The organism is Oceanicaulis sp. UBA6590, from assembly GCF_002433705.1.
In the GTDB taxonomy this organism is placed as follows: Bacteria; Pseudomonadota; Alphaproteobacteria; order Caulobacterales; family Maricaulaceae; genus Oceanicaulis.
The window spans coordinates 79,866-89,330 of record NZ_DJIQ01000027.1 but is presented as its reverse complement, the minus strand read 5'-3'; the positions used below and the strand labels follow the sequence as shown (position 1 = coordinate 89,330).

The 9,465-nt window shown below is 62.6% G+C and carries 8 protein-coding genes; all 8 read left to right on the top strand.

Features of this window, described 5'->3' with window-relative positions:
* The coding region (gene nuoF, locus B2Z70_RS06275; RefSeq protein WP_292982021.1) for an NADH-quinone oxidoreductase subunit NuoF at positions 1 to 1,024 on the top strand (1,024 nt) is incomplete at its 5' end.
* Positions 1,025 to 1,033: 9 nt separating this feature from the next.
* Positions 1,034 to 3,145: an NADH-quinone oxidoreductase subunit NuoG gene (nuoG, locus tag B2Z70_RS06270; protein WP_292982020.1), complete on the top strand. Its 2,112-nt coding sequence runs from the start codon at positions 1,034 to 1,036 to the stop codon at positions 3,143 to 3,145.
* Between the two features lie 5 nt (positions 3,146 to 3,150).
* Positions 3,151 to 4,203, top strand: a complete 1,053-nt coding sequence (nuoH, locus tag B2Z70_RS06265; protein WP_009800978.1) for an NADH-quinone oxidoreductase subunit NuoH — start codon at positions 3,151 to 3,153, stop codon at positions 4,201 to 4,203.
* A gap of 17 nt (positions 4,204 to 4,220) precedes the next feature.
* Entirely contained in the window at positions 4,221 to 4,709 is a 489-nt protein-coding gene (gene nuoI / locus B2Z70_RS06260) for an NADH-quinone oxidoreductase subunit NuoI (protein WP_009800977.1), read from the top strand.
* Positions 4,710 to 4,812: 103 nt separating this feature from the next.
* Positions 4,813 to 5,421, top strand: coding sequence for an NADH-quinone oxidoreductase subunit J (locus B2Z70_RS06255; protein ID WP_292982019.1), 609 nt, complete (start codon positions 4,813 to 4,815; stop codon positions 5,419 to 5,421).
* On the top strand, positions 5,421 to 5,732 hold the full coding sequence (gene nuoK, locus B2Z70_RS06250) for an NADH-quinone oxidoreductase subunit NuoK (protein ID WP_009800975.1): 312 nt from the start codon (positions 5,421 to 5,423) through the stop codon (positions 5,730 to 5,732). The genes B2Z70_RS06255 and nuoK overlap by 1 nt, the downstream gene beginning before the upstream one ends.
* A gap of 9 nt (positions 5,733 to 5,741) precedes the next feature.
* The gene (gene nuoL, locus B2Z70_RS06245; protein WP_009800974.1) at positions 5,742 to 7,910 is read left to right on the top strand and encodes an NADH-quinone oxidoreductase subunit L; all 2,169 of its coding nucleotides are present in this window, start codon (positions 5,742 to 5,744) and stop codon (positions 7,908 to 7,910) included.
* A gap of 6 nt (positions 7,911 to 7,916) precedes the next feature.
* Positions 7,917 to 9,464, top strand: coding sequence for an NADH-quinone oxidoreductase subunit M (locus B2Z70_RS06240; RefSeq protein ID WP_009800973.1), 1,548 nt, complete (start codon positions 7,917 to 7,919; stop codon positions 9,462 to 9,464).
* Position 9,465 lies beyond the last annotated feature (1 nt).

The following is a 9,465-nucleotide window of genomic DNA, read 5'->3' as shown; positions in this document are numbered from 1 at the left end:
CAAGGACCGGGAGATCATGCGCAATGATCCCCAGACCCTGATCGAGGGTTGCCTTATCGCGTCCTTCGCGATGCAGGCGCATGCTTGCTACATCTATATCCGCGGTGAATATCAGTTCGAGCTGGGCCGGATGGAAGCCGCTATCAAGGAGGCGTATGACGCCAAGCTGATCGGCAAGGACAACATCCACGGTTGGGATTTCGATCTCTACATCCACCACGGCGCCGGCGCTTACATTTGCGGCGAGGAAACTGCGCTGCTGGAAAGCCTGGAAGGCAAGAAGGGCCAGCCGCGCCTGAAGCCGCCTTTCCCGGCGAATGCGGGCCTTTATGGTGCGCCGACCACCGTGAACAACGTGGAATCCATCGCCGTTGCGCCCACCATTCTGCGCCGGGGCGCGGACTGGTTTGCGGGATTTGGCCGCGAGGGCAATGCCGGCACCAAGGTCTTCTCGATCTCCGGCCATGTGAACGCGCCCTGTAACGTCGAAGAGGTGATGAGCATCCCGCTCAAGACCCTGATCGAGACCCATTGCGGCGGCGTGCGCGGCGGCTGGGACAATCTCAAGGCGGTCATTCCGGGCGGCTCGTCCGTGCCGCTGCTGCCCAAGGAAATCTGCGACGATGTCCTGATGGATTTTGACGCCCTGAAGGAGCACCGCTCGGGCCTTGGCACCGCCGCGGTGATCGTGATGGACAAGTCCACCGACCTCGTCAAAGCGATCGCGCGCATCTCGTACTTCTACAAGCACGAGAGCTGTGGCCAGTGCACGCCGTGCCGCGAAGGCACCGGCTGGATGTGGCGCGTGCTCGACCGCATGTCCCGCGGCGAAGCGGAGACGAGCGAGATCGACGATCTTCTCGATGTGGCCGGCCAGGTGGAAGGCCACACCATCTGCGCGCTCGGCGATGCGGCGGCCTGGCCTGTTCAGGGCCTGATCCGTCACTTCCGCGGCGAGATCGAGGATCGGATCAACAACTACCGCGCCGGCAAGCCGGTGTTCGTGCCCCAGGCTGCGGAGTAGGAACCAGACATGTCTGATAATCTGCGCACCATCGTGATCGACGGCGAGGAAGTCACCGTCCCGAACGATTACAACCTGCTGCAGGCGTCTGAAGCGGCGGGCCGGGAAATTCCGCGCTTCTGCTATCACGAGCGCCTGTCGGTGGCGGGCAATTGCCGCATGTGCCTGGTGGAGCTGGTGGGCGCGCCCAAGCCGGTCGCCTCCTGCGCTTTCCTGGTGCGCGACATGCGCGGCGGGCCGAATGGCGAGCCGCCGCAAATGCGCACGCTCAGCCCGCTGGTCAAGAAGGCGCGCGAAGGGGTGATGGAGTTCCTCCTGATCAACCACCCGCTCGACTGCCCGATCTGTGACCAGGGCGGTGAATGCGACCTTCAGGACCAGTCGCTGGCCTATGGTCGTTCGGGGTCCCGCTTTGACGAGAACAAGCGCGCGGTTGAAGAAAAATACATGGGTCCGCTGATCAAGACGGAGATGACCCGCTGCATCCAGTGCACGCGCTGCGTCCGTTTCTCCACCGAGATCGCGGGCGTGCCTGAGCTGGGCGCGATCGGCCGTGGCGAGAACATGGAGATCACCACCTATCTGGAGCAGTCCATGACGTCCGAGCTGTCGGGCAATGTCATTGATCTGTGCCCGGTGGGCGCGCTGACCTCTCGCCCCTACGCCTTCAACGCGCGTCCGTGGGAGCTGACCAAGACCGAGACCATCGACGTGATGGACGCGCTTGGCTCGAACATCCGCGTCGACAGCCGCGGCGGCGCCGTGCTGCGCATCATGCCGCGCCTGCATGACGACGTGAACGAGGAATGGATTTCCGACAAATCCCGCTTTGTGTGGGACGGCCTTGGCCGCCAGCGTCTGGATCGCCCGTTCGCCAAGAAGGACGGCAAGCTCGCCCCGATTTCCTGGGATGACGCGCTGACCATCGCCGAAGAGAAGCTCTCAGGCGATGCGTCGAGGATCGGCGTGATCGCAGGCGACATGAATGATGTCGAGGGCCTGTACGCCGCGAAGAACCTCTTTGATGCGCTCGGGGTCAAATCCCTCGATGCACGTCAGGACGGGTCGAAACTGGGCGCGGGTCCGCGCGAGAGCTATCTGTTCAACTCCACCATCAAGGGGATTGATCAGGCTGACGCCATTCTGATCGTCGGCGCCAATCCGCGCGTGGAAGCGGCCGTGATGAACGCCCGCATCCGTCAGCGCTGGCTGACCGGCAAGTGCGAGATCGGCGTCATCGGCGAGGCCCATGACCTGACCTATGATTATGCGCATGTGGGTGAGGGCGCTGCGGACCTCGCAGGCCTCAGCAGCAAGCGCTCGGGCTTCATCAAGACCCTCAAGGACGCCGAGCGTCCGATGATCATCCTCGGCGCTGGCGCACTGGCCCGTGAAGACGGTCTGCAGGTGCTGCGGGCTGCTGGTGAGCTCGCTGACAAGATCGGCGCGGTGAAAGAAGGCTGGAACGGCTTCAACGTGCTGCACACGGCGGCGAGCCGCGTTGGCGCGCTCGATCTGGGCTTCATCCCGGGTGAAGGCGGTCGCGATACGGCCGCCATCCTCGACGGCGCGTCTTCGGGCGAGGTTGAAACCGTCGTGCTTCTGGGCGCGGACGAGATCGACACGGCCAGGCTGGGCTCCGCCTTCGTCATTTATGTGGGCCATCACGGCGACAAGGGTGCGCAACGCGCGGACCTGATCCTGCCGTCCGCCGCCTATACCGAGAAGCCGGGCCTGTATGTGAACACCGAGGGCCGGGTGCAGATGGCCGAACGCGCCGTCTTCCCCAAAGGCGAAGCCAAAGAGGATTGGGCCATCTTCCGCGCCCTGTCCGCCCGCCTCGGCAAGACGCTGCCCTATGACAGCCTGAACGCGTTGCGCGCCAAGCTGATCGCGGATCATGAGATCCTCGGTCAGATCGACCATGCGCCGGGCGCGCTCTCTGCAGGCGAATTCAAACCGGCCGAGCTGGGTGAAGCGGGCGACGTGTCCGATGCGCCGTTCAGGAGCCCGGTGGAAGACTTCTACTTTACCAATCCGATCGCGCGGGCGTCCAAGACCATGGCTGAGTGTTCAGCCGCGGCGGCCGCTGCGCGTCAAACCCTGCAAGCGGCGGAGTAGGGCTCATGTACGATTTCGTCACCCAATGGGGACCGCTCTGGGGCACGCTGGCGTCCGTCGGCCAGATCCTGGGCTTCATGGTCGTCCTGCTGCTTTCGCTGGCCTTCCTGCTCTTGATGGACCGCAAGGTCTGGGCGGCGGTTCAGATGCGCAAGGGCCCGAACACGGTCGGCGCCTTCGGTCTGCTGCAGTCCTTCGCCGACTTCATCAAGTTCGTGCTCAAGGAAATCATCGTTCCGGCCGGCGCGGACCGTCCGCTGTTCATCCTCGCGCCGCTGATGACTTTGGTCTTCGCCTTCATCACCTGGGCCGTGATTCCCGTGGCGCCGGGCTGGGTCATCTCCGACCTCAATGTCGGCATCCTGTATATCTTCGCGATCAGCTCGCTCGGCGTGTACGGCATCATCATCGGCGGCTGGGCGTCCAACTCGAAATATCCGTTCCTCGGCGCTTTGCGCTCGGCGGCCCAGATGGTCTCCTATGAGGTGTCCATCGGTTTCGTGCTCGTCACCATCCTTCTGATGGTGGGCAGCATGAACCTGTCCGACATTGTTGAGGCGCAGGCGGGCGGCTTCTGGAACTGGCACGTGCTGTCGTTTGACATGCTGCCCTGGCCGACCTTCGTGATCACCGTGCCGATGTTCGTGATCTTCTTCATCTCGGCGCTGGCGGAGACCAACCGTCCGCCGTTCGACCTTCCCGAAGCGGAATCCGAGCTGGTGGCCGGCTATCAGGTGGAATACTCCTCCACTCCGTACCTGCTGTTCATGATCGGCGAATATCTCAACATCGTCCTGATGTGCGCCCTGATGACCGTCCTGTTCATGGGCGGCTGGCATGCGCCGTTCGATTTCGCGCCCTTCACCTGGGTACCGCCGGTGTTCTGGTTCGCCATCAAGGTCGTGCTGTTCTTCTTCATGTTCGCCATGGTCAAGGCGCTGGTGCCCCGGTACCGCTATGACCAGCTGATGCGTCTGGGCTGGAAGATCTTCCTGCCGACCTCGCTGGCCGCCGTCGCCGTGATGGGCGCCATCGTCGTCTACTCGAACGCTGCTTAAGGGGCTTAGGATCTGACATGAGCCGGATTGCACAAACCCTGCGCGGCGCCGCCCTGATGGATTTCTGGGGCGCGTTCGCACTCGGCATGCGGTACTTCTTCCGCAAGAAGCCGACCATCAACTATCCCTTTGAAAAGGGACGCCTGAGCCCGCGCTTTCGCGGCCAGCACGCTCTGCGTCGTTACGCCAATGGCGAAGAGCGCTGCATCGCCTGCAAGCTGTGCGAAGCGATCTGCCCGGCCCAGGCCATCACCATCGAGGCCGAACCTCGCGCTGACGGCTCCCGCCGCACCACGCGTTACGACATCGATATGACCAAGTGCATCTATTGCGGGTACTGCCAGGAGGCATGCCCTGTGGATGCAATCGTTGAGGGCCCGAACTTCGAGTTCGCCACCGAAACCCGTGAAGAGCTGTACTACGACAAGGCCAAGCTCCTCGATAACGGCGACCGTTGGGAACGTGAAATCGCTCGGAACCTCGAACTCGACGCGCGCTATCGCTAACGCTATTACGGCGCGCGACTCCATATCGGGGCTGGGGATTCTCTCCAGTTCCACTTGATCTCAGTCCGGCGAGCCTCGCTCGTCGCCCGCAAGGGGGGCAACAGTGCTGTCAGCAGCGGCCTTCTACATTCTTTCAGCGACCGCGGTGCTTTCCGCCTTGATGGTGGTGATCGCCAAAAACCCGGTTCGGGCGGTCCTGTTCCTGATCCTCGCCTTCTTCTCGGCGGCGGGGCTGTTCGTCCTTCTCGGGGCCGAGTTCCTGGCGATGATCCTGGTCATTGTCTATGTGGGCGCGGTTGCGGTGCTCTTCCTGTTCGTGGTGATGATGCTCGACATCGACTTCGCCCAGCTCAAGGAAGGCTTCATCTCTCATGCGCCGCTCGGCGGTGTGGTGGCGCTTGCGCTCGCCGGCATCCTTGCGATGACCGGGCTGAGCTGGGTCAGCGCTGACAGCGCGTCCGCCGCGCTTCAATCGCCGACGCCGGAGGACATGACCAATGTCGCTGCGCTCGGCGCGCTCATCTACGACCGTTACGTCCTGTTCTTCCAGATTGCGGGCCTCGTGCTGCTCGTCGCCATGATCGGCGCGATCGTTCTGACCCTGCGTCATCGCGATGGCGTCAAGCGTCAGGACATGCACGCCCAGGTGAACCGCAAGCGCGAAGACTCCGTTGAAATCGTCGACATCAAGAGCGGCGAGGGGATTGGCTGATGCTTGAAATCGGATTGGGTCACTACCTCGCCCTGGCGGCGATCCTGTTCACCATCGGGGTGTTCGGGATCTTCGTGAACCGCAAGAACGTCATCATCCTCCTGATGTCGATCGAGCTCATCCTGTTGTCGGTGAACATCAACATGGTCGCCTTCTCCGCTCATCTCGGAGACCTCACCGGCCAGGTGTTCGCCATGTTCATCCTGACCGTCGCCGCCGCCGAGGCCGCGGTCGGTCTCGCCATCCTCGTCGTCTTCTTCCGCAACCGCGGCGACATCGCGGTTGACGACGTCAACCTGATGAAGGGCTAACGCACGGTCATGGCTTATATCGTCGTCTTCGCCCCGCTTCTGGCCGCTGCGATCGCCGGTCTGCTGCAAAAGCAGATCGGGGACCGTTTGGCCCAGATCATCACCACCGGCGCCACCATCGCTGCGGCCCTGTGCTCCATCGCGCTTTTCTTTGACGTCGCGATGGGCGGCAACGCCCGCACCATCGAGCTGGCGCAATGGATGGCGGTTGGCAATTTCGAGATCAACTGGGCGATCCGCCTGGACACCCTGTCGACCGTCATGCTGGTCGTGATCACCTCGGTGTCCTCGCTGGTGCATGTCTATTCGTGGGGCTACATGTCCCATGATCCGCACCGCGCGCGATTCTTCTCCTATCTGTCGCTGTTCACCTTCGCCATGCTGTCGCTGGTGACCGCGGACAACTTCATCCAGATGTTCTTTGGCTGGGAAGGCGTGGGTCTCGCCTCCTATCTGCTGATCGGTTTCTGGTATCAGAAGGACAGCGCCACCAGCGCCGCCATCAAGGCGTTCGTCACCAACCGGGTTGGCGATTTCGGCCTCGCGCTCGGCATCATGGCGATCTATCTGGTCTTCGGTTCGCTGCAGTTCGACGTCGTTTTCGCCCAGGTTCCGGCCATGGCGGAAGAGACGATCGCCTTCTTCGGCATCAATTTCAAAGTGCTCGAGCTGATCGGCTTCCTGCTGTTCATCGGCGCCATGGGCAAATCGGCCCAGTTCTTCCTGCACGTCTGGCTGCCGGACGCGATGGAAGGCCCCACGCCTGTGTCCGCGCTGATCCACGCCGCCACCATGGTGACGGCTGGCGTGTTCCTGGTCTGTCGCGCGCACGCCATTTTCGAGCTTGCGCCGAACACCTCCGCCTTCATCACCTTCATTGGCGCGACAACGGCTCTGTTCGCCGCGACCGTGGGACTGGCGCAGAACGACATCAAGCGCGTGATCGCGTATTCGACCTGTTCGCAGCTGGGCTACATGTTCTTCGCGGCGGGCCTGGGCCTCTATTCCGCGGCCATGTTCCACCTGTTCACGCACGCCTTCTTCAAGGCGTTGCTCTTCCTCGGCGCCGGCTCGGTCATTCACGGCCTGCACGACGAGCAGGACATGCGCAATATGGGCGGCATCTACAAGCTGCTGCCGATCACCTGGATCATGATGATCATCGGCACGCTGGCGCTGACAGGTGTGGGCATTCCGCTGCTGGGCATCGGCTTTGCGGGCTTCTACTCGAAGGACATGATCATCGAGGAAGCCTTCATGATGGGCCAGGACGGCGTCGCCTTCGGCATGTTCGCCTTCTGGATCGGCGTCATCGCCGCCGGCCTGACCAGCTTCTATTCCTGGCGTCTGATCTTCATGACCTTCCACGGCAAGCACCGGGGCGAGCCTGAAGTGCTCAAGCACGCCCATGAAAGCGGCCCGGTCATGCTGATCCCGCTGCTGGTCCTTGCGATCGGCGCCCTGTTCGCCGGCGCGGCCTTCAAGTCCGATTTCGTGGGCAAGGGCGCTCTGACCTTCTGGGAAGAGAGCCTGCCGGCGGGTCCGTACGCTGTGGGCAATTACGGTCATCTGGTCGAGGATTACGCCCAGAGCCATGCATCCGATCACGGGGTCGAGCTGAGCGAAGCGGAAGCCGCATCGCTGGAAGCGGCCATGTCCGAGGATGAGGCTCAGGCGGCTCAGGAGCATGCGGTCGAAGCCGCTGACGCTCATGGCGACAGCCATGCCGCCGCCGGCGCTGATGATCATGGCGAAGGCGCTGAGGGTGAGCATCATGGCCACCATCCGCCGACCTGGGTGCTGTTCAGCCCGTTCGTGGTGACGCTGCTCGGTTTCGTTCTGGCTTGGTACTTCTACATGGCCAATCCCGAACTGCCGCGCCGGATCGCCGCAAACAATGGTCCGCTGCACCGCTTCCTGTCCAACAAGTGGTATTTCGACGAGCTCTATAACGCCACTTTCGTGCGTGCGACGCGCGTGCTCGGCGATGTGTTCTGGAAGTTCGGCGACCAGAAGATCATCGACGGGCTGGGTCCGAACGGCATCGCCGCCACGGCGATGTCCTCGGCCCGCCGTATCGCCAAGCTGCAGAGCGGCTATCTCTATCACTATGCATTCGTGATGCTCATCGGGGTCCTTGTCCTGGCCCTGTGGCTGATCGCTGGCGCTGGAGCGTAGGGTCTCATGCTGGGTCAACTTCCCATCCTCTCCGCCATCACTTTCCTGCCGGCCCTCGGGGCGGTCGCGATCCTCTTGCTGCGCGCCCTGATGCGTAGCGAGGAGCGCGCAGTGCTGGACCGGAACGCCAAGGGCATCGCGCTGTTCGTGACGCTCTTTGTCTTCGCCCTGTCGCTTCTGATGCTGGTGGAATTCGACGCCGGTCAGGCCGGTTTCCAGTTTGTCGAAAGCCTGCCCTGGCTGCCGGCGCTCGGCATTTCCTACAAGATGGGCGTGGACGGCATTTCGGTGCTGTTCGTGGTGCTGACGGCGTTCCTCCTGCCGATCTGCATCCTGTCGAGCTGGAAGCTGGACAAGCGCGTCGCCGATTACATGGCCGCCTTCCTGCTGCTGGAAACGCTGGTTATCGGCGTGTTCTGCGCGCTCGACATGTTCCTGTTCTACATCTTCTTCGAAGGCTCGCTGATCCCGATGTTCCTGATCATCGGCGTCTGGGGCGGTCAGAACCGGATCTATGCGGCGTTCAAGTTCTTCCTCTACACCTTCCTCGGCTCGGTGCTGATGCTGGCCGCGATGATCGTGATGTTCACCCAGGTGGGCACCACAGATATCGAGGTGCTGCTGGCGCATCCCTTCGCGCGTGACCTGCAGACCTGGCTGTGGCTGGCCTTCTTCGCCTCCTTCGCGGTGAAGATGCCCATGTGGCCGGTGCACACCTGGCTGCCGGACGCCCACGTGCAGGCGCCCACGGCGGGCTCCGTGATCCTCGCGGGCATCCTGCTGAAGCTTGGCGGTTACGGTTTCCTGCGCTTCTCGATCCCGATGTTCCCCAACGCCAGCGAGTTCTTCGCGCCGATGGTGTTCATCCTGTCGATCATCGCGATCGTGGTCACCTCGCTGATCGCGTTCCGCCAGACCGACATCAAGAAGCTGATCGCCTATTCCTCTGTCGCGCACATGGGTTTTGTGACCCTGGGCATCTTCACGATGACCGAGCTTGGCGTTCAGGGCGCGATCTTCCAGATGCTCAGCCACGGCGTCATCTCCGCTGCGCTCTTCCTGTGCATCGGCGTGATCTATGACCGTTTCCACACCCGCGAGATCTCCTTCTATGGCGGTCTGGTGCACAAGATGCCGGTCTATGCTGCGGTCTTCGGCCTGTTCGCCATGGCCAATGTGGGCCTGCCGGGCACGTCGGGCTTCATCGGCGAGATCATGACCATGACGGGCGCCTTCCAGGTGGACCCCCGCGTCGCAGCCGGCGCAGCGCTCGGCGTGATCTTCTCGGCGGTCTACATGCTGGTCGCCTACAAGAAGGTCGTGTTCGGCGTGGTCACCAATCCCAAGCTTGAAGCCGCCACCGATCTGAATGCCCGTGAATGGATCAATCTGGGCGTTCTGGCGGTTCTGGCGGTGTATTTCGGTTTCTTCTCGACGCCGATCACCGACACCACCCGCGCTTCCGTGGACCAACTTATTCAGCACTACCAGTCCGCGCAGACGGTGGAGGCGCCCGCCGCCGACGCCGCTCCGGCTGAAACCGCTGCGCACTAGC